This is a genomic window from Oceanidesulfovibrio marinus (genome assembly GCF_013085545.1).
In the GTDB taxonomy this organism is placed as follows: Bacteria; Desulfobacterota; Desulfovibrionia; order Desulfovibrionales; family Desulfovibrionaceae; genus Oceanidesulfovibrio; species Oceanidesulfovibrio marinus.
On the sequence record NZ_CP039543.1, the window covers coordinates 4209805 to 4231933 of the forward strand.

Sequence of the window (22129 nt, forward strand, 5' to 3'; positions counted from 1 at the left end):
TTATCCTTCGCGGACCACGTCTTTGGGGTCCTTGTCGCGGCGCAGGCCCAGGAATCGCGGATGGCGCAGTTTGGCCGGCGTGCCCGCGGGCCCGGTCCATTCCGTAAAGCCCACCTCGCAGACCAGAGCCGGCGTGACCCAGGTGATCTCCTGGTGCGGCAGCTTCTCGCCTTTGTACGGCGTAAAGGGCGGGGTCTCGCGTTCCATCTGCTGCATCTCGCCGTGCAGGCGTTTCAGGGTGGCGTCGTCGTAGCCTGTGCCCACCTTGCCGGCGTAGCGCAGGGTCTCGCCGCCGCGTTTTTCGTAGTAGCCCACGAGCAGGGCGCCGAAGCCGATGCGCTCGCCGTGGGGCGCGGTGTACCCGCCGATGATAAGCTCCTGCCGCGCCGTGCACTTGAGCTTGAGCCATTTGCGGGAACGGCTCTGCACGTATCTGGAGTGCCGGTCCTTGGCGATGAGCCCTTCCCAGTGCTTCTCGCAGGCTTCTTCCAGATACGCCTCGCCGTGCTCGTTGCGGTGCTGGGTAAAGCGGATGGGGTCGGCGAAGTCGATGGCCTGCTTGAGCAGGGACTTGCGCTCCTCCAAGGGTTTGATGGTCAGGTCCTGACCATCGGACTCCAACATGTCGAAGAGGTAGAAGTACACGGCCACGCCGGAGCTTCGGGCCTCGTCCGGGTCCTGCACCTGCATGCGCAGCTGGAGCTTTGAGAAGCTGGTTACGCTGCCGTCAAAGGCCACGATCTCGCCGTCTACCACAAAGGAGCCGCGCTGTGCTTGCAGGGCATCCACAAGCTCCGGATAGGCGTGGTTGAGCGCCTTGCCACTGCGGGAGTAGAGGGTGACACCGCCGTCATCCTTCACCGCAATGCAGCGCTCGCCGTCCAGCTTGCGCTCAAAGATCCAGTCCGGATGGGAGAAGGGTTCATGCTCCAGGGTGGCGAGCATGGGCGAGTACGGCGTCATTCGCGTGCCTCAAGCTGCTCGACCATTTCCGTGTAGCGGTCGTGGACTAGGTTCTTCTCCAGCACCTCGTACTGGTCGAGCATGTCCTGGCGCTCTTCCTTGCTGAAGTACTCCAGCACGGGAAAGAAGAAGTGCTTGTCTTCCTTCTCGATGTGCTTGGGGTAGAACTCTGCGAGCTTGCGCAGAATGCCGGCGATTGCCTTGGGCTCGCCATGGCCGGCGAAGGCGGCGGCTGCGTCTTCCAGCTCGCCCACCAGACGGCGGCCGTACTTGTGGTCCTCGATGAGCTCCTCCAGCATGGACCGGTGCTCCTGCGTGAGGTCCTTTGCCTCCAGCGCGCGGAAGAGCACGTCCTCCTCCTTGCCATGGTGCAGCTTGTCCGCATAGACGCGCACAAACTCCACGCCGCTGAAGACAAAGGGGAGGTCGGCCCGGCCGCCGTTTTCCAGGCGTTCGGCTTCCTTGTGCAGCAAGGCAATCATCCGTTCGATGAGCCGGTGCTCATGCATGAGCGGTCCGATGGGTTCCATGGCGCGGTCTCCTTGGAGATGTGGGGTGGTCTCGGGGAACGTCATTCCTTCAGATCGAGGGCCTCTTGCACCTTTTTGCGCCGGCGCAGCTCTTTGGCGTGCTCGGCAATCCAGTTGCGGTCCTGAACCATCTCGCTCCAACCATACCACAACGAGTAGTCCGGGTTCATGTGGAAAGCGCCTTGGAACGTGCGCATGCGATGTTTGAGGAACATGAGCCAGAGCCGGGTTTCGATCTCCGTCGGGGCGTCATGGTAGGTCAGGAGATCTGGATATTCGTAGTTGTAGCTGTCCGGCTTCTGCAGGATGCCGTCCTTGTACAGCGCGGCTACAACACGGATGGATTCGGCCAGAAGGCCGTCGGCCACTCGGATCATGTCGTCGCCCTTGGACAGCTCGGAGCGGGCGTAGCTCTCGGTATGGCAGTTGGAGCAGACGCCGACCATCTTTTCGCGCTGCTTCGTGAAGGCCTCGTCCGTGGTGCGCATGGCCTCGGTCTGCTTGAACACGTCCAGGCGGGGCGTAGGCTTTCCGTCGGGAGAGAACACGCCCAGGGCCTTGAGCACGGTGGTGCGGTCGTCGGTCCACTGCGGATCGTCCGGCATGGGCAGCCGCACGCCCAGGAATCCCCAGCCCGTCATCACGGCGTGGTCGCCGTCCACCATATGGCAGAACTGGCAGGTTGGTGCGGCGGCGTCTTCCGGCAGAGCGCCCGAGACCTTGAGCTCATGGCGCACGCCGTGCTTGGAGGCGTCGTACATCTCCCACTGCGGGTGATCTATGCCCATGTGGCAGGTGCGGCACGCCTGGGGCGATTGCGCTTCCTGTTTAGAGAAGAGGTGGCGGGTGTGGCAGGCGTCGCAGGATGCCGCGCCGTAATCGCTGCCCTGCTTGCGCAGCTCCTGAATCTCCTCGTCCGACTTGAGGCCGATCTGGTGGCAGCCGGAGCAGCCTTTCAGGCCGCCGCGCAGGACCATGGGTTGCCAGTGGGTGGTGGGCATTGCCAGGTATGATTTCCAGCCCATGGCGTGCTTGCCTTTGGAGAACTGCTCCACCCGATCCGGATGGCACGTCCGGCAGGTCTCCGGCGTGGCAAGCTTGGCTTTGTCCGGGTTCTGCGGCGAGGAGTGCTCGTCCCCGTGGCAATCGATGCATGTGGCGCCGCCTTCGGTCTGGGCGTGGCGGCTGCTCTGCCAGTCGGAGACGATTCTGGGCGATACGCCCTTGTGGCACCCCACGCACACCGCCACCTTGACGGCGGCTGCGGCGTGCAGGGGCATGGCCAGCAGCAGGCACAGGACTACTCCCACCAGTGTATGGCGAGTCACGTGAGCTCCCCCTTGTGTGCGGGTTCAAAACGTATTCAACGTAATACGATGGCAGAAAGCCGCATGCACCAGAAGTGTGGTTTTCAGGGATATTTATCCCGCACCTGCCCTGCAGGTGCACTACCCGAAACATCACCGTGCCTCCCCCTTCCCCCGCACCCGTCATCTCCGTAGCCTTGTAACATGGCTTGTTGTGCGTGCCGCGCGACAAGCCGGCAACGCCGCGCGCCATACCGTATTCAATGTCGCGGCATGATTGGAGACTGTTGCTTATGATTCTTGTCCATTTTGTGATTGCGCTGATTCTGGCGCTGCTGCTGACTTTGCTCATCACGCGCGGGTTCCGCAGGCGCGGCCCCTGGCCTGCCGTGTGGCCGCTTCTCGTACTCATCCTGCTGGCCTCCTGGGCCGGCGGCATGTGGGTGCAGCCCTTCGGCCCCATGATCTGGGGCGTGTCGCTCCTGCCATTCGTCATCGTAGCCGGTCTGGTGGCGCTGTTCTTTGTGGCCATGCCCAGGCAGCCCCACGAGCAGGACGGGGGCGATGACCGGCTGGAGCTGGTGACCAGGAAGGAGCAGTACGAGCGCGAGCACCAGGACTTCGTGCTGGGCTGGCTTTTCTGGGCTCTGGCTCTTTTGCTGATGCTCTCCATCATTGTGCGCTACCTGCTCTTCCCGCCATTAGCCGTCTAGCCTGGAACCACTGCGATCATGAACCGAACCTACTCTGCAACGACATCTTCGGCCGGATACCGTCATGCCGGCCATGCGCGCACCGGCAGGGTGCTCTCCGTGCGCGGCAGCGTGCTGGACGCCCGGTTCGAGCCGGACGTGCCGCCCATCCGCCAGCTCATCAAACCCGCGCAGCACGAGCATATGTTCATGGAGGTGATCAGCCATCTGGACGAGCACACCGTGCGCTGCGTGGGGCTGACCTCCCTGGACGGCCTGGCCCAGGGCGAGGCGCTGGAGGACACGGGCAGCCCGCTCACCGCCCCTGTGGGCACGAAGAACCTGGGCCGGATGTTCAATGTTTTTGGTCAGCCCATCGATCACAGGGCCGACTCGCTGGAAAGCGAGGAACGCCGCGTCATCTTCCAGCCGCCGCTGCCGCTTAGGCGGCAGACCGCCTCCCAGGAGATATTCCAGACCGGCATCAAGGCCGTGGACGTGCTCTCACCCCTCGAGCGCGGCGGCAAAGGCGGCTTGTTCGGCGGCGCCGGCGTGGGCAAGACCGTGCTGATCATGGAGATGATCCACAACATGGCCGGCGTGCACAAAGGTGTGAGCCTGTTCTGCGGCATTGGAGAGCGCTGCCGCGAGGGCGAGGAGCTCTACCGCGAGATGCAGGATTCCGGCGTGCTGGACAACACGGTGATGGTCTACGCGCAGATGAACGAGCCGCCTGGCGCGCGCTTCCGCGTGGGGCACTCGGCCCTGACCATGGCGGAGTTCTTCCGCGACGACGCCGGCCAGGACGTGCTGCTGCTCATCGACAACATCTTCCGCTTCATCCAGGCCGGCATGGAGGTCTCGGGCCTTCTGGGGCGGCTGCCCTCGCGCCTGGGCTACCAGCCCACCCTGGGCACGGAGCTGGCCGAGCTGGAGGAGCGCATCACCAGCTCGCAGAAGGCCGCGGTAACCTCGGTGCAGGCCGTGTATGTACCGGCCGACGACTTTACCGATCCGGCGGCCGTGCACACCTTCGGCCATTTGTCCTCCTCCATCGTACTTTCCAGAAAGCGCGCCGGGCAGGGGCTCTACCCGGCCATCGACCCGCTCAAGTCCAACTCCTCCATGCTCGTGCCGGAGATCGTGGGCCAGCGGCACTACACCATTGCCCGCGCCCTCAGAAGGGAGCTGGCCGCCTACGAGGAGCTCAAGGACATAATCGCCATGCTCGGCATGGAGGAGCTCTCCCACGAGGACCGCCAGACCGTGCGGCGGGCGCGGCGCATCGAGCGATTCCTGACACAGCCATTTTCCGTGACCGAGCAGTTCACCAACTACGAGGGCCGGCAGGTGCTGTTGGAGGAGGCTCTGGACGGTTTCGAGCGCATCCTGGACGACGAGTTCTCGGACCGGCCGGAGCGCGACCTCTACATGATCGGCTCCATCGACGAGGCTAAAGAGAGCGGCGGGGAGGAGGGCTGACCATGCAGGTGCGCATCCTTCTTCCGGAAAAGGTGCTGGCCCAGCACGACGACGCGGTAAAGGTGGTGGGCGAGGCCCTGGACGGCGGGTTCTGCCTCAAGCCGCGGCACGTGGATTACGTGGCCGTGCTCGGGCCGGGCCTGGTGGGCATCACCACGGAGCAGGGCCAGGAGATATTCTACGCCGTGGCCGAGGGCATGGTGGTGAAGCACGGTAGCGAGGTGCGCTTTGCCGTACGCGACGGCGCCGGCGGCAGCGACTTGGGCCGCCTGCGCGAGGTGATCGACGAGCGCTTCGCGCACCGCGACGAGGACGAGCTGCAGGCGCGGAACCTGGCCTGGAAAATGGAAGCCGGCTTCATCCGCCGGCTGATGGAGCTGGAACGTGGCTACTGACGACCCCAAGGACGACCACGGCGAACGCTGGGCCAAAGAGGCCGAGGAAAAGGAGCAGCGCAAGGTCCGCGCCCGCAAGGAAGGGGATCGCTCCGTCTGGTTCGGGCTCGGCATGTTCGGCCTGGTGGGCTGGTCCGTGGCCATCCCCACAGTGGTGGGCGCGCTCATAGGCATCTGGATCGACAAGAAATTTCCCAGCCAGCACTCCTGGACGATCATGGGCATAGTCATCGGCGTGCTCATTGGCTGTCTCAACGCATGGCGCTGGATGAACAAGGAAGGCGGAAAACGCTGATGGAGAAGGGATCATGACGACCTATCTGGGCGGATACGAGGGATTGCCCGCACCCCTGGCCCTGGCGGCCGGCATTGTTGTGGGAATCGTGTTCTTCGGTGGGCTGTGGTGGACCGTGAAGCAGCTGCCCGGCGCGAAGAACCCGGTGCTGCTCATGCTCTCCAGCGCGCTGGGCCGGTTCTTCGTGGCCCTGGCCGGGTTCCTGGCCGCCACGGCCGGCAAGCCCCTGACGAGCATCCTCTGGGTGGCCGGGTTCATCGGCTCGCGCCTGGTTATTTCCAGAACCCTGGGCCAGCGCGGCGAAACGACCGAGGAGCACATCTGACATGCAGCTCCAGGATATCAGTCCGGACCAGGTGGTCTACTACACCATCGGGCCGTTCCATCTGAACGCGACCATCGTCTTCACCTGGGGGATCATGGCGCTGCTGGTCATCGTCTCGCTCCTAGTCACCTCCAGGCTGACCACGGGCGGCAAGATGGGCCGGCTGCAGAATCTCCTGGAGATCATCGTCAAGGGCATGCGCGACCAGATTCGCGAGGTGAGCGGCGGCCAGGAGCCGGGCATCTACCTGCCGTTCATCGGCACGCTCTTCCTGTTCATCCTGGTCTCTAACATCCTGGCCGTGGTGCCAGGGTTCGAGCCGCCCACGGCGTCGCTCTCCACCACTGCGGCCCTGGCCATCTGCGTCTTTCTTTCGGTCTTCATCTACGGCATCGCCAAGCAGGGCCTGCTCGGCTACTTCGTGCACTACCTCAAACCCACGCCGATCATGCTGCCTTTCAACGTCATCGGCGAGTTCTCACGGACCCTGGCCCTGGCCGTACGCCTTTTCGGCAACATGATGAGCGGCGTGAAGATTGCCGGCATCCTCATGGCCGTGGTCCCCCTCATTTTCCCGGTGGTCATGCAGGTGCTTGGCCTGCTCACCGGCGTTATCCAGGCGTACATCTTCGCCGTGCTCGCCATGGTCTATATCGCCTCGGCCACGCGGACCCACGTGGAGGCACAGCAGAAAGCGGATGCACACGAACAAGGAGAATCCGACAATGGATAGTATGAGCCTCATAGGAATGATCTCGATCTTCACGGCCGGGATCACCATCGGCCTCGGCGCCATCGGCCCGGCGCTCGGCGAGGGCAGGGCAGTGGCCTCGGCCCTTTCCGCAATCGCCCAGCAGCCGGACGAGGCGAGCACCATCACCCGCACGCTTTTCGTGGGCCTGGCCATGATCGAGTCCACGGCCATCTACTGCTTTGTGGTCTCGATGATTGTCCTGTTCGCCAACCCCTTCTGGAACGCCGTCCAGGCGGCGGGGGCAGGAGGCTAGACCCGTGCTGATCGATTGGTTCACCGTTGCCGCGCAGGCGCTCAACTTCATCGTCCTGATGATTCTGCTCAAGGTCTTTCTCTACGACAGGATCGTGAAGGCCATGGACCAGCGCGAGCAGAACATCCAGGAACGGTTGGAGAGCGCCCGCGAGGAGCGGGAAATGGCCGAGGCGCAGAAGCGCAAGTTCGAGACCGAGCAGCGGGAGCTGGCCCAGCAGCGCGAGGAGATCGTGCGCCAGGCCAGGAAGGAGGCCGCGTCCACGCGCGAGGAGCTTCTGGACAAGGCCCGGAAGGAAGCGGACGATTTGCGCCAGGGGCTGAACGCGGCCGTGCGCCAGGAGACTGACTCCTTTGTGCATACCTTCCGCGAGCAGGCGGCCGCGCTGTGCATCGAGCTGACCCGCCGCAGCCTTGCGGCCATGGGCGACGTGAGCGCCGAGGAGCAGGCTGCAACCGCTTTCCGCAAGGTGCTGGAGAATGCGGACCCCGAGACCGCGGCCAGGCTGCAGGAGGCTGCCGAGGAGGATGGGAGCTCGGCCACCGTAGTGAGCGCCACGGCGCTGCCCGGATCGGCCAAAAGCGCTGTCACCCGCGCCGTGCACGAGCTTATCGGCAAGGACGTGGCTGTGGACTACGCCGTGGACGAGGAACTGGTGCTGGGCATGGAGCTGCGTTGCGGCGGCCGCAGCCTGGGCTGGACCGTGCGCGACTACCTGGACGCCGTATCGCGCGAGGTGCGCGAGCTTTTGACCGAGGAGCAGCCAACCAGCGCGTCCGGGGCCAGCTCGTCAGGGGCCAGCTCGTCTGGGCAGGAAGAGGCCGGCACTGTGAAGCATGTTCAGGAGGAGGCTTCCAACGCGACCGAGGCCGGGCAGGGCGGCGCGCCATCCCCGGATACTGTGGAGAAGGACGATGCCGACGACGCCTAGCCAGGAGACGGACCGGCTGCGCAATGCCCTGCGTCAGGGGTTGGGCGTGCTGGAGCAGGCGCAGGAGCGGGTGGCGTTCCAGGCGGTCTACAGCGAGGTGGGCCGCGTCGTCACCGTGAGCGCCGGCGTTGTGACCAGCGACGGACCATCGGGCGTCAAGTCCATGGAGCTGCTGGAGATCGGCAAAAGCCGCCGCCGGGGCCTGGCCTTTGATGTGGCCGAGGACAGGGTGGGTATCGTGCTTCTGGACGAGGCCGAGGAGCTTTCCGCGGGCGACTACGTGCGCCGCACCGGCGAGGTGCTGCAGGTGCCGGTGGGCGGCTCCGCCGTGGGCCGGATCATCGATCCGCTCGGCTTGCCGCTGGACGGCCGCGGTCCGGTGCGCGCCTCGCAGCAACTTCCGGCAGAGCGGCCCGCCCCGGCCATTCTGGACCGTGCGCCCGTAGAAGAACCCTTGCAGACCGGACTCAAGGTGGTGGACGCGCTCATCCCCGTGGGACGCGGCCAGCGCGAGCTGATTCTGGGCGATCGTCAGACCGGCAAGACTGCCGTGGCCCTGGACGCGATTCTCAACCAGAAGGACACCGGCGTCATCTGCATCTACTGCGGCGTGGGCAAGCGCGTCTCGGCCGTGGCGCGGGTGGTGCGCGATCTGCAACGCGCCGGCGCCATGGACTACACGGCCGTGGTTCTGGCCTCGGAGGAGGACCCGCCCGGCCGGCAGTTCGTGGCCCCGTACGCGGCCATGACCATCGCCGAGTACGTGATGAGCCAGGGCAAGGACGCCCTGGTGATCTTCGACGACCTGACGCGCCACGCCAGGGCGTATCGCGAGCTTTCCCTGCTGCTGGGCCGGCCGCCTGGCCGCGAGGCCTTTCCCGGCGACATCTTCTACATCCACTCCCGGCTGCTGGAGCGCTCCACCCATATGCGCGACGACCTGGGCGGCGGATCGGTCACGGCCCTGCCGATCATCGAGACCGAGGAGCAGAACATCTCGGCCTACATCCCCACCAACCTCATCTCCATCACGGACGGGCAGATCTACCTCTCGCCGGACCTGTTCCGCAAAGGCATCCTCCCGGCCGTGGACGTGGGCCGGTCGGTCTCGCGCGTGGGCGGCAAGACGCAGCTTCCGGCGTACCGCCGCGTGGCTGGCGATCTGCGGCTGGCGTACTCGCAGTTCGAGGAGCTCGAATCGTTCTCGCGCTTCGGCACCCGCCTGGATGAGGCGACACGCAAGACCCTGGACCGTGGCCGCCGCGTGCGCGAGATACTCAAGCAGCCGCGGCGGGACACCATCCCGGCGTCCGAGCAGGTGGCCGTGCTCCACGCCGTGAACGAGGGCGCGCTGGACGACATCCATCTGGAGGACATCGCCAAGGCCGAGCAGGCCATCCGGCTGCGCGTGCGCAAGGAGCTGCCCGAGCTGATGCAGTCCATAGAGCAGGGCGAGAAGCTGACCGACGAGGACGCCGAGGCTATCCGCAAAGAGGCGTCCAAGGCCGTGTACGAGACCTTCGGGTACGGGGGTTGAGCCGTGGAGACTGTTCAGGATCTGCAGCGGCGCATCGAGGGAACCGAGGACCTGGGCTCCGTGGTGCGCACCATGAAGTCGCTGGCCGCCGTGTCCATCCGGCAGTATGACGAGGCGGCGCGGTCACTGGCCCAGTACGAGGCTGCGGTGCGCATGGGCCTGGGCTTCGTGCTGCGGGACTGGCCTTTCCCGCCGGTGGAGAAGGCCACGGCGGCAAAGCCGCTGGCCCTGCTCATCGGCTCGGACCAGGGCATGTGCGGCAAGCTGAACGAAGAGGTGCACGAGGTGGGCCGTACGTCCATCGAAGCCATGGCCGACGATCCCAGCAAGCGCATCTACATTGTCATGGGCGAACGCATGGCCGCGCAGTTCATCGACACGGCCGACCAGCCCGAGAAGATCTTCACCCTTCCGAGCTCGGTGGGCGGAATCGGCGGCGCGGTGTCCCAGGTACTCTCTACAGTCAATGAAATCCGCGAGCAGCGGAACATCACCGCGTTCCACGTTTTCCACGCGCAGCAGGGCGCACAGCAGGCCACGGAGCCGCGCCACGCCATGCTCTGGCCCATCCGGCAGGCGCTGCTGGAGGAGATGCGCGAACGCCAGCGGGAACGCCGCGACTCGAAGTCGCGCAGCCTGCCGTACTACAGTATGGACCGCGGTGCGCTTTTCTCGGAGCTGGTGGGCCACTTCCTGTTTGGCTCGCTGTTCCGGGCGCTGGCCGCCTCCCTGGCTGCGGAGAACGCGGCCCGGCTGGCCGCCATGCAGGGCGCAGAGAAGAACATCGACAACCAGCTGGACGAGCTGCGGGCGCTCTATCGCCAGCGGAGGCAGATGAATATCACCGAAGAGCTGCTGGACATCGTGTCCGGCTTTACGGCTTTGGAGCAGCAGTCGTAGACGGGCTGACCTTACTGGGGCCTTACCGGGTCCTGCGCCGGTAGCGCGCCGGGCTGCTCCTGTCGAAATTTCCCCAAGCAAAAAAGGTCCGGGGAGGCATCCCCGCGAAGCCTCCCCGGTTTATGTAGAGGCGGTCCGCATGTGCAGTCCGCCGAAGAATGACAAGTTATCTGTGGACTGGCCCGTTATATGTATGAACAATACGGCATATGTTCATGTGTCGTTGTTATTTGGTCTTTGTGACGGCCTTCTTGGCCTCCTCGTACGCCTTCTGGAGCTTGACGAGCTGCATATTGATGGCGTCGACGGCCTCCGGCATGGGGTCCTTGGCGTCCAGCTTGGCCAGGTCCTCGCGCAGCTGCTGGCGCTCCCTTGCCACCACGGCGAGGGCCTCGATAAGCTGCTGCTGGCCTTCGTCGCTCAGCTTGTCCATGTCCTGGACAATGGCGTCCATTCTGGCCTCCAGCCAGAGCAGCCGCTTGTCGATATCCGTCTTGTACGCCTCGGCGTCTTCCTGTGCCGAGTGCAGGTCCTTGTCCATGGTCATCTCAAGGGAGCTCTTGCTGCCCTCTTCCGCAGCCATGGCCGCTCCGGCCATGACAAAAATCAGCGCCAATGCGAGGAGCAGGGAAAGGCCATAGATGTGCAGTGGTTTCTTCAACATGGTGTTCTCATCCTGGTAATGGTGTTGGCGGCACGAGTCCGACAGCCGAGGGGTTTTCCATTAAAGCAGAATAGCTGGACGTGGGGCGGAGTAGAAGGTGAAAACAACGGCAGTTGTCGGGTATGCCCCGAAATATTTTATCGGGCGGAGCAGAGGGACAGGCGCGGTCGGGCGGATCGATCGCTGCCGTGGCGCCAGACCCGCTAACAACGTATTGGAAAGGATTACTTCGGCAGGCTGTCCCAAAAACGCGGTGGCAAGGCGCAAGAAGAGTTCAAGGGCGAAGCGTATACAGAAATACGTGAGGATTTGAACTCTTCGAAGCAACGCAGCCAGCGTGGGAAATGGGGCAGCCTGCCGGGCTAAAAGCGTCGCGGCTCCTTGGGGTAGATCTTCTGCTCAGTCTTCTCCGGGTGCTTGTCCAGGTGGCGGTAGCGGTTCCAGGCTTTTTCGGCCAGCCGGTCCAGGATGTTGTCGAGGTCGGACTCGTCCAGCAGCTCGCGCAGGCCGTTCTGGTCCAGGAGCCGGTCCGACAGAGTCCAGCCCTCGCCGCGGTCCAGGTCCAGGTTCACATCGCGCCGGAACTCGATGTCCCACTCCTTGTCGCTGATCCTGTTCAGGAGCTCACGCACCGTCTGGAAGAAGAACTTCTTGACGTCCTCGGTGGACTCCGCCTGGCTCATCATTTCTCGAAACTCGGAACGTATGTCCTGTTCTTCTTTAGAGAAGGATAGCTGCCTGGTCATGGTTGCTCCGTGTTGTTTGTGGTTCGACTGGTTTCCATTCAGAACCCCATATTACCACACAGGCACGGGCGATGCCATGCTCTTTGCAACAATCGCAGCCCCACGTCGCCTACTGGACTGGCCCGTTCGCCCCGTTCGCGTTGGTCGCGTTGTCCGCATCGGTCGCCCCGGTCACCCCGGTCGCGTTGCCGGGCGCGGTCTGGGCATTCGGCGCGGCCGAGCCAGAGCGCATTGCCTCCAGCGAGTTCAGGCTTTGTTCCAGATCGCCGAAGGCCTGCATGGCGTCCTGGAAGGAGCGCTTGCCCATGGACTCCATGGCGCGGTTGAACGCCTTGGAGGCGCGGTCGATGAGCTGGTCCATGGTGGCCGTGCCAGCACCCGGGGCTTCCGTGCCCGGCCCGAACAGCTCGTTCTGCTCCGGCTCCTCGCCCAAGAGCTTCTTCAGCGCCTTCTCAAAGGTGTCGGCGTAGCTCAGGGTGTCCTCGTGCATCAGGGCCACCAGCCGCAACTCCGGGTAGGCCGCGGTTTCCGCCTGCAGGTAGATGGGTTCTACATAGAGCAGGGTCTCGCCCACGGGGATGGCCAGCACGTTGCCGCGGATGACGTTGGAGCCGCGCTGGTCCCACAGGGAAAGCTGCCCGGAGAGGAAGCTGTCCTGGTCGATCTTGGTCTCCACCTGCTGCGGCCCCAGCACGCGCTTTTCCTTGGGGAACTTGTAGGCCAGCAGCCGGCCGTAGTTCTCGCCGTCGCACATGCCGGCGATCCAGCCGATGAGCACCTGCCTGTTCTTGGGCGTGAAGGGCATGATGAGCACGTACTCGGTCTTGTCGCGGTCCGGCGGCTCCCACATCACATAGTACGGCGAGACCGGGATGACCTGGTCGTAGTACTTCTCCGTGGCGCGCACCCAGAGGTCCTCCTGGTTGTAGAAGACGGCCGGGTTGGTCATGTGGAACTTGGAGTAGACCAGCCCCTGGAGCAGGAGCAGGTCCGCCGGGTAGCGGATGTGTTTTTCCAGCTCGTCGTCCATCTCGCTACGCGGTTTGAACATGCCGGGGAACGTGTTCTCCCAGGCGCGGATGATGGGGTCCTCCGGATCGAAAACGTAGAAGCTCACGTCGCCGTTGTAGGCGTCCACCACGACCTTCACGGAGTTGCGCACGTAGTTGACCTGGTCGGTGAGCTGCTCGCCGTGTACGGACTGGAGTATGTTCCGCGGGTTGGTGTGCGCGGCGTTCTTGGCCACGCCGGTGCGGAAGCTCTCGCTGTAGGGGTAGTAGCCGCTGCTCGTGTAGGCGTCGATGATCCAGTACATCTTGCCGTGCGCGATCACGGTGTAGGGGTCGGCGTCGTAATCCAGGAACGGGGCCAGGGTCTTCACGCGGTCCTCGATCTGGCGGTGGAACTGGATGCGCGTGCCCTTGCGCGGGTAGCCGGACATGAACAGCTCGGTCCCGTCGTGCTTCCAGCCGAAGAGGAACTTGCGCCAGGGGCCTTCCATGGGCACGCCGCCGGCGCCCTTGTAGTGGACATAGACGTTGTTCTCGCCGCTGGGGTAGTCCAGCTCCTCTTCCTCGGAGTTGACCACGGCCGGGTACCTGGTGAGCTCGCCGTAGTAGATGCCGGGGGTGTTGATCTGCAGCTCCGGATAATCCGCCTTGGGCGGCAGGTCCTTGAGCAGCAGCTTGGGCAGGCCGTTCTCGGTGAACTCGCTCACGGCGTTGAGCACGGCGCCGTAGCCGTGGGTGTACTTGAAGCGGCGGTTGACGAAGGTGTTGCTCTGGGCCGGCAGGTTGTCCACGTTCATCTCGCGCGATGAAATCATCACCTGCCGGTACTTGCCGCCCAGGTGGTAGCGGTCCACGTCCACGTCGTTGAACTCGTAGTAAAGCCGAATCTCCTGGAACTGCTTGAACACGGCGTCCAGTGCGCGCCAGTCCCACAGCCGGATGTTGTCGAAGAGGTCCTTGTTCTCGGACACAAGCTGGTGGGTCAGCTCGCCGGTCTGGGGAAAGCGGCGCTCCTCCACCGTGTCCAGCTTGAAGGCCTTGCGCGTCATGGTGATGCTGTTGGCGATGTACGGCTCTTCGTAGGTGATCTCGTTGGGCTGGACCACGAGCCACTGCACCAGCGTGGGCGCGGCCGTGAGCAGTATGGCCCAGACCACCACGGCGATGAGGCCGAAGCCCACCACCGGGCTGCGCGAAAGGAAGGACGGTGCGCCGTTGGGAACGATATGCCCGCCGATGCGCAGCCGCAGCCGGGGCACGGCGATGATCAGGGCGATAAGCACGAAGAGCGCGGCCATGATCACGTAGCCGGGCAGGCGCACGTGCATGTCGGTCCAGCCCGGCCCGCGCACCACGCCGTACTTGGAGTAGAGCAGATGGAAGATGTTGAGGGTCTGGCCAAAGGCCAGCATCAGCAGGGAGTAGGCCGTGATGGGCGCGAACAGGGCGAACGGCCGGCGCGAGAGCAGGGCCAGGGCCTCGGCCGGGTCGTCGATGTGGTCGATGCGCTCGGCCTCGTCGGCGCTCTTGCCGGTAAGCGCGGCCAGGAATGTGGCGGACAGGCCGATGATCATGGAGACCCAGAGGATATCCTGCAGCAGGTCCAGCACGGGCAGGGCAAAGAGGTAGAAGGAGACGTCCAGACCCAGGGCCGGATCGGCAATACCCGTCGCCTGGCTGCCGATGAGCCGCAGTATGAGCTCCCACTTGCCGGCGGCCATCACGCCGCTGACCACGAAGACCAGCCCGGCCGCGCCCTGCCGGGCAAAGCGGTTGCGCACGTCCGTACCCCGGCTGCGGCGAGTGAGCGGATGGAGCAGCGCGTACATCAGCACGCCCATGCCGGCGCCCGCACCGAGAAAGAGCAGCACCTGCGCGAAGATCGCCTTCCAGAAGCGGGAGGCGTAGCCAACATTCTGGAACCACAGGGCCTCGCCCCAGAGGCCGAGCAGCAGGAAGAATCCAAGCATGCCCGCGCCCACGGCTACGCCCAGGGCGATGTTCAGCCGGGAGTTACGAGCCCGGCCGCGATAGATGAGGAGAAGGGCCAGGGCCAGGGACAGGGCAATGATGGCTGTGTACATGCGTTGCTCGCAAAGGCTGACGGCGGTGTCTCCACGCGCCGTTTGTATAGACCGGCATACAGAACGTGCCGGAAAGGAAAGCTGAGATTGCCATAGTACGGCATCAACGGGGCCATGGGCAAGGCGCGCAGCCATACGCTGTGGACAGGTGCATGTCCTGGGCGCAGGGGCCGAATGAGTTCGCGGTCGAGACGGTGATTTATCCGGGCGTCATGTGGAAGCCCGGGCGGCGCGGCCTACTCGAAAACTCCTGGTTGTCCCGGTGCGCGCGCCTGGTTGAGACTGTGACATTGAGCCTTGCGCCGTGAATAGCGCGGGCATTCCCAGCAACCCACCACCCATGCGAGCTTTTTCATGCCTGACAGCGGACCATCTCCAAATCTCAAACAGTACAAGGAGGCAGGCAGGATCTGGAAACGGTTCTTCCTCGCGATTCTGCTCGTTTCCATCGTCTATGCCCTCTACTCGGCCTACATGGGGTCGCAGGAGCCGCGCTACAAGATCGACTACGACGCCTTCCGCAGCGAGGTTCAGAACGGCCACGTGCAGTCCGTTCGCGTCCAGGGCGAGCGCATCGACGGCGTCCTGTCCCAGAACCGCACCAGAAGCCTGCAGGGCAACCGCACCGTCTCGTTCAACGAGTTCTACACGTTCCTGCCCAGCTTCGGCGACGACCAGCTCATGGGGCTGCTCAGCAAAAACAACGTGGCCGTAGCCACCACACCCAAGCAGGAGGACGGCGGCTACCTGTGGTACGCCATTATCTCGCTCTTGCCGTTCCTGCTTATTGTGGGGCTTTTCTACTACCAGTACAAGCGCATGCGCGGGCGCGCCGGTCCGGGCATGGGCATCTTCAACATAGGCAAGTCCAAGGCCACGCTCTACGACAGCACCATGCCGGGCAAGACCTTTGACGATGTGGCCGGAGCGGACAACGCCAAGGGCGAGCTCAGGGAGGTCATCACCTTTCTGAAGGATCCCGAGAAGATTTCCAGGCTCGGCGGCCAGGCGCCCAAGGGCACGCTACTGGTGGGGCCGCCCGGATGCGGCAAGACCCTGATGGCCAAGGCCGTGGCCGGCGAGGCCGGCGTGCCGTTCTACTCCATCTCCGGCTCGGTGTTCATGGAGATGTTTGTGGGCGTGGGTGCGTCCCGCGTGCGCGACATGTTCCAGGAAGCCAAGAAGAACGCGCCGAGCATCATCTTTATCGACGAGCTCGACTCCATAGGCAGGCGCCGCGGCGCAGGCCTGGGCGGTGGCAACGATGAGCGAGAGCAGACCCTGAACCAGCTGCTGAGCGAGATGGACGGGTTCGAACCCAATGAGAACGTGGTGGTGATGAGCGCCACCAACCGCCCGGACATTCTGGACCCGGCTCTGCTGCGGCCGGGGCGCTTTGACCGCCGCATTACCGTGGACCGGCCCACGCGCAAGGCGCGGCTGGCTATCCTGAAGATCCATTCCCGCAAAAAGCCCCTGGCGGACGACGTGGACCTGGACGAGCTGGCGCGCTCCACCCCCGGCTTCAGCGGCGCGGACCTGGAAAACATGCTCAACGAGGCCGCGCTCTTTGCCGCACGCTATGACCGGAAGCGCATCACCCGCGACGACGTGGAGAACGCCCGCGACAGGGTGACCATGGGGCTGGAGCGCAAGGGCCTCTCCCTGACCGACGAGGAGAAGCGGCTCATCGCCTACCACGAGGGCGGCCACGCCCTGGCCGCGGCCAAGCTGAAGCATGCCGACCCCCTGCACAAGATATCCATCATTCCGCGTGCGCGGTCCCTGGGCGCGACCATGCAGCTCCCGGAGGACGAGCGTTACATCTACCGCAAGGAGTACCTGCTGGATCGGCTGGCCACCATGATGGGAGGGCGTGCTTCCGAGCAGGCGGTCTTTGGCGCTCTGACCTCCGGGGCGGGCAGCGACCTTCTGGAAGCCACCAGGCTGGCGCGCAAGATGGTGCTGGAGTGGGGCATGAGCGACGCCTTCAGCCACATCTCCCTGGGCGGCGAGCAGGAGAACGTCTTCCTGGGCGAGGAGATAGCCAAGCGCCGCGACTACGCCGAGGAGACTCAGCACGAGGTGGACCGCCAGGTGCAGGCCATTCTGGACGAGGCCTACGACCGCGCCAGGAAAATCGTGGAGGAGCACCGCGGCGAGCTCGACGCCCTGGTGGAGCGGCTGCTGGAGGAAGAGGAGATATCCGGCGATGAGCTGCGCGAGCTGATCGGCGGGAAAAAACCGGAGTCTCCTGCTGTCGAGGAGGAGCCGGCTCCTGCGCAATAGCGCTCACGGCGCGATCCCAGGAGAGCGACTCGGAAAACGCGCCGGAGGCACCGCGATACCGCCATGGAAAAACGGCCCGGCCTCCCTGTTCGATACGGGGAAGCCGGGCCGTTTGTACTTTCTGCGCTGCCGTTGCCGCGAGACCGGGGCCGGAGCCCTGCGCGGCGGAGCTGGCGTGCGTTAATCCCGCTGCATCTCGTCGATGATGCCCTTGAGGTCCTGGGCCAGCCGGGCGAGGTCCGTCACGGCCGTGGCGCTTTCGCGCATGGCCTGGGCGGTCTCGTCGGCCACGCGGTTGATCTCGTCCATGGAGCGGTTGATCTCCTCGCTGGCCGCGGACTGTTGCTCCGACGCCGTAGCGATGCTGCGCACCTGGTCCGAGGAATCCTCCACCAGCACCACGATGTCGCGCAGGGACTGTCCCGAGATCTCGGCCTGCTCCGTGCTTTCGCGGACGGCCTGCACGGCGGTTTCGGTCTGGGTGATGTTCTTTTTGGCGCTTTCCTGGATAGCCTGGATGGAGCGGCCCACCTCCGTGGTCGCGCTCATAGTCTTCTCGGCCAGCTTGCGCACCTCGTCCGCCACCACGGCGAACCCCCGGCCGGCCTCGCCTGCGCGGGCCGCCTCGATGGCCGCGTTCAGGGCCAGCAGGTTGGTCTGGTCGGCGATGTCCTGGATAACGCCCAGGATGGCGCCGATGTCCTCGGCCTGCTTGCCCAGGCCGGCCATGTCCTGGCTCAGAGTTTCGGCCATGCTGCTCACCCGGCCGATGTTCTTGACCACATCCATGACGATGCGTTCGCCTTCCTGCGCCTTGACGCGCACCTCGTCCACGCCCTTGGCCGTGTTCGAGGCGTTGTTGGCCACCTCCAGCACCGTGGCGTTCATCTCCTCCACGGACGTGGCCACCTCGGAGGTGCGATTGCGCTGCTCGTCGGTGCCGCGGCTGGCCTGCTCGATCTGGGCCGAGAGCTCCTCGGAGGCGGAGGCCACCTGGTCGCCCACGTTGTTCGCCTCCACGGCAGCCTTGGCAATGCGGTCGCGCTGCTCCTCGATCTTGTGCTGCTGGGTGCGGATGTCGGTCAGGTCGATCCACAAGGCGAGCGAGCCGAGGATGTTGCCGTCCATGTCCGAAAACGGCGTGGTGGTGACGAACACCGTCTTGGTGACGCCGGCCGGTGTCGTGTACAGGACTTCCTGCTCGATCTTCCGCTTCTCGTCGAGGGCCCTGTTGGACAAGGTCTGTCTGTTGGCCTCGTGATAGAAGAACTCGCCGGAAGGCAAGCCGATGTAGTCCTCGGGTTTGCCGGATTTTCCGATGAAATCGCATATGAGGTGGTTGCACCAGAGGATGGTGTGGTCCTTGCCGACGATAGCGCAGGGCAGGGTGAGTCCTTCCAGCACGCCCTGCGAGAAGCCCAGCTTGTGCTTGAGCTCGGCGACCATGGACGAGATGTTGCGGGACAGGTCGGTGAACTCGTAGCGGAAGTTGTCCGAGAGGGAGACGGAGTAGTCGCCGTCGGCAATGCTGTGGGTAAACTCCTCGATGGCATTGACCGGTCTGACCACCAGTCTGCGGGCCAGAAGCGCGATAATGGCGATGAGCATGACCAGCGTGGCGGCGCCGATGATCAGCAACACGTTACGCTGTGTCTTGGCGGTGGCAGCTATTTCAGACACATACGCGCTCATGCCGACGATCCACCCGGTTTTCTCCATGGAGGTGAAGGTAAATATTTTTTCTTCGCCGTTCCACGGGTAGAACGTGACACCGCTTTTTTCGTTCAAGACTGGCTGCATGAAGTCGGCGCCGCTCATGTCCTTCAGGATGAGGTCCTTGTTGACGGCATGGGCGATGACTGTTCCCGATGCGTCAAAGATCAGGCCGTATCCGCGCTTCCCGATGCGGATAGGGTCCAGGAACTCCTCGGTGAAGATATTCCACTTGGGGAATACGGCTACGCCGCCAAGAAGTTGGCCGTTGGAGTCGCGCACGGCCTGGCTGATGCCGAAGATCAATATGCCGCCGCCGCTTTTGGACTTGAGGATGGAAGGCGTGATGTAGCTGTCAGCGCCGTCCTGCAGGGCCTTGACATAGTTTCTGCCGGAGCGGTCCGCACCAGTCATGTCCGTACCATCCGCATTGAAGCCGGCAATGACCTTGCCGTCAGGATCGAAGGAGAACATGGCCCAGTAGTTTTCGTACGCGGCGAGAGAATCCTTGAAAACTTCGCTCGCTGCATCGCTCTCTCCCTTGAACCCTTTGCGGACGCCTTGCTGGTTCGCCAAGCTCTCTGTCACTGAAACAGCATCATCCAGATACAGCTTCAGGGAGCTTTTCATATTTTCGGTGAGCTGGTGCATCTCCTGCTCGCCAAGCTTGAGAGCCATCCCGAAGGAGGAGCTGCTCACGTACCAGATGATGATGGCCATGGCGACGAGAATCGCCAAAGATACGAGTGTGATCAGTACAATTCCAATGCTTTTTTTCATGCCGTCCTCTACAAAGCCAAATAGATCCAGATCCCAGGTGAGATGCGCCGTGCTTAAGTCCGTATGGAGAATGGAAGATTCAAGTATTCCATAGTGCTAGGCAGGGGTTGCGGATGGTGATTTGGGCTATTACTGTTTGCCGCATAGCATGTATTAACAAAATTATCATTAATTATTGTGTAGTTGATCTGTTGTGATATTAAATTCACTTCAGGGGATGCAGGATCAGCTTTGCCAGGGCGTTCTATACTAGTTGCGTATAGAAAGTACGCGTGGTTACACATTCTAAAAAGATTAATCAGCAAGCAGACATCAGAAGCGAGATTGCGAACCGAGTTGTTGTGACAGACATCGAATCGCATTCAAGAATGGCGCACAGGGCGCACCGTAGGGGAGGGGGTCAGTCGATGTGGCCGTGGCCGCGTCCGGTCAGGAATACGAGGGCGTCGTTGTTTTCCGAGGGCTGGTCGCCTTCAGGCCGCAGATCCAGTGTCCAGCACTCCTCCACCATCTCCTGCCCGCCCATCAGGCACTCGCCGGTTTCGGCGATGGTGAAGCCGAAGGAGGCGTACAGGGCGCGCGCCGGGTGCAGCATCTCCAGGGTCCAGAGAAGGACACGGTCGTAGCCGCGCTCCCGGCAGAAGGTCAGGGCCTGCTCCACGAGCAACCGCCCCACGCCCAGGCCGCGCGCATGGCCCTCCACCAGCAGCCAGCGCATCTGCGCCCGGTTGCCCTCCAGCTGGACGATGCCCACGGAGCCGGCAGGCGCGCCGTCGTGCTCGGCGATCCACACCCGGCTGCCGGCCGGGTCCTTTTTCACGTACTCGGCCAGGCTGAGCAGCACGTACTTTTCGAACTCGGCGTCGAACCCGTGCTCGCGATGGTAGTACTCGGCGTGTCTGGTGATGATCCAGCCCAGATCGCCGGGTCTGGACTCGCGGATGGTTACGCCGGACCCTTGGTCTCGGGCTGCGCTCTGCGGGCCGGCGCCGGCCAGCATGGTTTCCAACTGCTGCAGCGTGACGCGCAGGCGCTCGTTTTCCCGTGCGCCCATGGGGCCAAAGAGCGTGGCGGCGTGTTTGTCCGCCGCCGCTTCCAGCTCTGCCAGCAGGGCGCGTCCTTCCGCCGTGGGGTGGAGGGGCAGCACCTTGCGGCCGCCGGGTTCACCGTGGCGCTCAATGAGGCCGTCCTTGATGAGCCGGTTCAGCAGCCGGCTCAGTTGGCCGCGGTCCATGCCCAACACGTGGCTCAGGTCGGCGGCCGATACGCCTGGCGCAGCCACGATCTCGTACAGCGCCCGCGCCTCGGCCAGGCTCAGCGGTCCGTCCAGGAGCTTTCTGTTGAACAGGCCCAGCAGCCGCGTATACAGGCGGTTGAAGCGGCGGAATGTCTCGATAGTTCTGGCAGATACATGTGTGTTGCTCACGCTCATGGCACTCTCCTCCGGATGGCGTAGAGAAGAGCGTATGGCTTTGGGTTGATAAAGTCAACTCGCGTTGGCTGCCGCCGTTTCCGTCTTGGTCGCTGTCGTTTCGCCTGAGGCGGCTGTTTCTTCTTTGCCCTTTGCCAAGGAGATGAGCAGGATGCCGGCCAGAGCCAGGGCGCAGCCGGCCAGGGTGGGCCAGGTCATGGCCTCGCCCAGCACCAGCATGGAGAGGACCACGGCGCTGACCGGCATGAGCCCGGTGAAGACTCCGGCCGTGGCCGCGTCCACTCGCACGATGCCCGCGAACCAGCAAAGGTAGGCTACGATGGTGATCACCAGGCCGTAGTAGACCACGGCGAGCCACGCCCCGGTGCTGGCTGCGGCGTAGTCGAACTGCACGGCCTGCACCACGCCGGCCGGCAGGAACCAGACAAGCCCGAAGAGCGAAATGGCCGTGGACGCGCCCAGGGCCGTGAGCGGCTGGTCCACGCCCTTGCGCATGAGCAGGAAAAGCGATTCGCAGAGCACGGCGGCGATGACCAGTAGGTTGCCGCCCAGGGAGACGGTCCCGCTGTGGCCGGATGTCCCGGCCGTGTTGATGAGCAGCACGCCCAGGAGCGCACAGGCGATGCCGGCCACGGCGCGGCGGCCCGGCCGTTCGCCCATGGCCAGCCAGGCGATGAGGCCGATCCACGCCGGGGTGGTGCTGGTGATGACGCCGGCCGCTGCCGGCGAGGTGCTGCCCAGGCCGTAGAGCAGAAAGGTGGTGAAGAGGAATGAGCCGAAGAGCGATTGGAGCGCCAGGATGCGCCAGTTGCGGCTGGAGAGCCGCGGCAGGCAGGAGCCCTCGCGCAATCGCATGATCGGCACGAGCACGGCCAGGGCGATGACGAAGCGCAGGGCCGAGGACAGGAACACGGGCAGCTCCACCACCATGAGCTTGCCGGCCACCACAGAGCTGCCCACGATGACCATGGCCGAGCTCAGATACAGATACGCAGCCCAGCGGGAACGCCGGGGTGCTATGGGGGAAACGGACATGTGCACCTCCTT

At 64.1% G+C, this 22129-nt stretch carries 20 protein-coding genes; 11 read left to right on the forward strand and 9 right to left on the reverse strand.

The window, feature by feature from the left end; all coding sequences use genetic code 11:
• Genes ligD through E8L03_RS18510 form a run of 3 tightly spaced genes read right to left on the reverse strand, consistent with a single transcriptional unit; the run spans window position 1 to window position 2821 of the window.
• Complete coding sequence (gene ligD / locus E8L03_RS18500; RefSeq protein ID WP_171268144.1) at window positions 1-963, reverse strand: non-homologous end-joining DNA ligase; 963 nt, start codon at window positions 961-963, stop codon at window positions 1-3.
• Window positions 960-1493, reverse strand: a complete 534-nt coding sequence (locus E8L03_RS18505; protein WP_171268145.1) for a hemerythrin domain-containing protein — start codon at window positions 1491-1493, stop codon at window positions 960-962. The genes ligD and E8L03_RS18505 overlap by 4 nt, the downstream gene beginning before the upstream one ends.
• Before the next feature lie 41 nt (window positions 1494-1534).
• Window positions 1535-2821 carry a multiheme c-type cytochrome gene (locus tag E8L03_RS18510; protein WP_244963577.1) on the reverse strand — a complete coding sequence of 429 codons (1287 nt, stop codon included), beginning with the start codon at window positions 2819-2821 and terminating at the stop codon, window positions 1535-1537.
• A 272-nt stretch (window positions 2822-3093) separates the two neighbouring features.
• Here E8L03_RS18510 and E8L03_RS18515 point away from each other — a divergent pair, with 272 nt between their 5' ends.
• The 10 genes from E8L03_RS18515 to E8L03_RS18560 are packed head-to-tail and all read left to right on the forward strand — an operon-like array spanning window position 3094 to window position 10364.
• The gene (locus tag E8L03_RS18515) at window positions 3094-3513 is read left to right on the forward strand and encodes a DUF4175 domain-containing protein (RefSeq protein WP_144306608.1); all 420 of its coding nucleotides are present in this window, start codon (window positions 3094-3096) and stop codon (window positions 3511-3513) included.
• Window positions 3514-3531: 18 nt separating this feature from the next.
• Window positions 3532-4974 (forward strand): F0F1 ATP synthase subunit beta, encoded by a 1443-nt coding sequence (gene atpD / locus E8L03_RS18520; RefSeq protein ID WP_171268146.1) that lies wholly within the window; start codon window positions 3532-3534, stop codon window positions 4972-4974.
• A 2-nt stretch (window positions 4975-4976) separates the two neighbouring features.
• Entirely contained in the window at window positions 4977-5369 is a 393-nt protein-coding gene (locus E8L03_RS18525; protein ID WP_144306606.1) for a F0F1 ATP synthase subunit epsilon, read from the forward strand.
• Window positions 5359-5664, forward strand: coding sequence for an AtpZ/AtpI family protein (locus E8L03_RS18530; protein ID WP_144306605.1), 306 nt, complete (start codon window positions 5359-5361; stop codon window positions 5662-5664). The genes E8L03_RS18525 and E8L03_RS18530 overlap by 11 nt, the downstream gene beginning before the upstream one ends.
• Before the next feature lie 13 nt (window positions 5665-5677).
• A complete protein-coding gene (locus E8L03_RS18535; protein ID WP_144306604.1) occupies window positions 5678-5989 on the forward strand; it encodes an ATP synthase subunit I in 312 nt (103 codons plus the stop codon).
• Window position 5990: 1 nt separating this feature from the next.
• Entirely contained in the window at window positions 5991-6722 is a 732-nt protein-coding gene (locus E8L03_RS18540) for a F0F1 ATP synthase subunit A (protein ID WP_171268147.1), read from the forward strand.
• The gene (locus E8L03_RS18545) at window positions 6715-6996 is read left to right on the forward strand and encodes a F0F1 ATP synthase subunit C (protein ID WP_144306602.1); all 282 of its coding nucleotides are present in this window, start codon (window positions 6715-6717) and stop codon (window positions 6994-6996) included. The genes E8L03_RS18540 and E8L03_RS18545 overlap by 8 nt, the downstream gene beginning before the upstream one ends.
• Window positions 6997-7000: 4 nt before the next feature.
• The gene (locus tag E8L03_RS18550; RefSeq protein ID WP_171268148.1) at window positions 7001-7927 is read left to right on the forward strand and encodes a F0F1 ATP synthase subunit delta; all 927 of its coding nucleotides are present in this window, start codon (window positions 7001-7003) and stop codon (window positions 7925-7927) included.
• On the forward strand, window positions 7911-9464 hold the full coding sequence (locus E8L03_RS18555; RefSeq protein WP_144306600.1) for a F0F1 ATP synthase subunit alpha: 1554 nt from the start codon (window positions 7911-7913) through the stop codon (window positions 9462-9464). Before E8L03_RS18550 ends, E8L03_RS18555 begins: the two co-directional genes overlap by 17 nt.
• A gap of 3 nt (window positions 9465-9467) precedes the next feature.
• Entirely contained in the window at window positions 9468-10364 is an 897-nt protein-coding gene (locus E8L03_RS18560; RefSeq protein WP_144306599.1) for a F0F1 ATP synthase subunit gamma, read from the forward strand.
• 226 nt (window positions 10365-10590) lie between these two features.
• Here E8L03_RS18560 and E8L03_RS18565 read toward each other — a convergent pair whose 3' ends face one another.
• From E8L03_RS18565 to E8L03_RS18575, 3 genes are all read right to left on the reverse strand, one after another.
• A complete protein-coding gene (locus E8L03_RS18565; protein ID WP_171268149.1) occupies window positions 10591-11028 on the reverse strand; it encodes a hypothetical protein in 438 nt (145 codons plus the stop codon).
• 362 nt (window positions 11029-11390) lie between these two features.
• Window positions 11391-11774, reverse strand: coding sequence for a hypothetical protein (locus E8L03_RS18570; protein WP_144306597.1), 384 nt, complete (start codon window positions 11772-11774; stop codon window positions 11391-11393).
• A 109-nt stretch (window positions 11775-11883) separates the two neighbouring features.
• Window positions 11884-14868 carry a UPF0182 family protein gene (locus E8L03_RS18575; protein ID WP_171268150.1) on the reverse strand — a complete coding sequence of 995 codons (2985 nt, stop codon included), beginning with the start codon at window positions 14866-14868 and terminating at the stop codon, window positions 11884-11886.
• 354 nt (window positions 14869-15222) lie between these two features.
• Here E8L03_RS18575 and ftsH point away from each other — a divergent pair, with 354 nt between their 5' ends.
• Window positions 15223-17157, forward strand: coding sequence for an ATP-dependent zinc metalloprotease FtsH (ftsH, locus tag E8L03_RS18580; RefSeq protein ID WP_171268151.1), 1935 nt, complete (start codon window positions 15223-15225; stop codon window positions 17155-17157).
• Window positions 17158-17337: 180 nt separating this feature from the next.
• On the opposite strand, the gene E8L03_RS18585 is transcribed toward ftsH, so the two are convergent.
• The 3 genes from E8L03_RS18585 to E8L03_RS18595 form a co-directional block, all read right to left on the reverse strand.
• The gene (locus E8L03_RS18585; RefSeq protein WP_171268152.1) at window positions 17338-19650 is read right to left on the reverse strand and encodes a methyl-accepting chemotaxis protein; all 2313 of its coding nucleotides are present in this window, start codon (window positions 19648-19650) and stop codon (window positions 17338-17340) included.
• 400 nt (window positions 19651-20050) lie between these two features.
• Window positions 20051-21082, reverse strand: a complete 1032-nt coding sequence (locus E8L03_RS18590) for a bifunctional helix-turn-helix transcriptional regulator/GNAT family N-acetyltransferase (RefSeq protein ID WP_171268153.1) — start codon at window positions 21080-21082, stop codon at window positions 20051-20053.
• A 54-nt stretch (window positions 21083-21136) separates the two neighbouring features.
• Entirely contained in the window at window positions 21137-22117 is a 981-nt protein-coding gene (locus E8L03_RS18595) for a DMT family transporter (protein WP_171268154.1), read from the reverse strand.
• Between the last annotated feature and the right edge of the window lie 12 nt (window positions 22118-22129).

Coding starts and splice junctions, on each gene's coding strand:
- ligD (WP_171268144.1), bottom strand. CDS start 963: ATGACGCCGTACTCGCCCATGCTCGCCACCCTGGAGCATGAACCCTTC.
- E8L03_RS18505 (WP_171268145.1), bottom strand. CDS start 1,493: ATGGAACCCATCGGACCGCTCATGCATGAGCACCGGCTCATCGAACGG.
- E8L03_RS18515 (WP_144306608.1), top strand. CDS start 3,094: ATGATTCTTGTCCATTTTGTGATTGCGCTGATTCTGGCGCTGCTGCTG.
- atpD (WP_171268146.1), top strand. CDS start 3,532: ATGAACCGAACCTACTCTGCAACGACATCTTCGGCCGGATACCGTCAT.
- E8L03_RS18525 (WP_144306606.1), top strand. CDS start 4,977: ATGCAGGTGCGCATCCTTCTTCCGGAAAAGGTGCTGGCCCAGCACGAC.
- E8L03_RS18535 (WP_144306604.1), top strand. CDS start 5,678: ATGACGACCTATCTGGGCGGATACGAGGGATTGCCCGCACCCCTGGCC.
- E8L03_RS18540 (WP_171268147.1), top strand. CDS start 5,991: ATGCAGCTCCAGGATATCAGTCCGGACCAGGTGGTCTACTACACCATC.
- E8L03_RS18545 (WP_144306602.1), top strand. CDS start 6,715: ATGGATAGTATGAGCCTCATAGGAATGATCTCGATCTTCACGGCCGGG.
- E8L03_RS18555 (WP_144306600.1), top strand. CDS start 7,911: ATGCCGACGACGCCTAGCCAGGAGACGGACCGGCTGCGCAATGCCCTG.
- E8L03_RS18565 (WP_171268149.1), bottom strand. CDS start 11,028: ATGTTGAAGAAACCACTGCACATCTATGGCCTTTCCCTGCTCCTCGCA.
- E8L03_RS18570 (WP_144306597.1), bottom strand. CDS start 11,774: ATGACCAGGCAGCTATCCTTCTCTAAAGAAGAACAGGACATACGTTCC.
- E8L03_RS18575 (WP_171268150.1), bottom strand. CDS start 14,868: ATGTACACAGCCATCATTGCCCTGTCCCTGGCCCTGGCCCTTCTCCTC.
- ftsH (WP_171268151.1), top strand. CDS start 15,223: ATGCCTGACAGCGGACCATCTCCAAATCTCAAACAGTACAAGGAGGCA.
- E8L03_RS18585 (WP_171268152.1), bottom strand. CDS start 19,650: ATGAAAAAAAGCATTGGAATTGTACTGATCACACTCGTATCTTTGGCG.
- E8L03_RS18590 (WP_171268153.1), bottom strand. CDS start 21,082: ATGAGCGTGAGCAACACACATGTATCTGCCAGAACTATCGAGACATTC.
- E8L03_RS18595 (WP_171268154.1), bottom strand. CDS start 22,117: ATGTCCGTTTCCCCCATAGCACCCCGGCGTTCCCGCTGGGCTGCGTAT.